Below are 516 nucleotides of genomic sequence, written 5' to 3' on the forward strand. Positions count from 1 at the left end.
CCTTTTTTTTTTTTTTTTTTTCCCGGAGAGAACGCCAACGCAGATGGAGGCCTTTTTGGTGGCGCCGGGATGTGTAAAAGAGAACGGAACCAGGTATGGCCCGGTTAAGAATCGCCGGGCCGTCTCCGCCAAAATGGCTGCCCCGAGGGGCAGGCAGGCCTCGTCGAGATCGAAGAGGGGGGTGTGTAGGTCGCGCTTGATCCCATCGGCCCGGGCCGCCCCTAGCAGGAACAAAGCCCCCGGAACCCTTTGGGTCATGTGTCCAAAGTCCTCGCCGATCATGCCAAAAGGGCTCTGGCGGAGGCGAACCCACGGCAGCAGATCCCTCACGGTCTTTTCTAGCCAAGCGGTCACCCGTGGATCGTTGAACACCGAGGGCTCGCCCTGGTGGATTCTCAGTGTGTACTCTCCTCCCATCCTCCTTACCAGTCCCTGTCTCTTTTACCCATCGGACGCTTCCCACACCCTTCCGCGTGGTACCTTCCGGGTTCCGGTCTATCCAAAAAAAAAAAAAAA

1 protein-coding gene is annotated in these 516 nt (G+C 57.8%); it reads right to left on the reverse strand.

The features are described from left to right. A partial coding sequence (locus EKL94_RS22300; protein WP_126930658.1) for a M20/M25/M40 family metallo-hydrolase occupies window positions 1-417 on the reverse strand: 417 nt, incomplete at its 3' end. Window positions 418-516 lie beyond the last annotated feature (99 nt).

The organism is Stenotrophomonas maltophilia (genome assembly GCF_003970865.1).
In the GTDB taxonomy this organism is placed as follows: Bacteria; Pseudomonadota; Gammaproteobacteria; order Xanthomonadales; family Xanthomonadaceae; genus Stenotrophomonas; species Stenotrophomonas maltophilia_AR.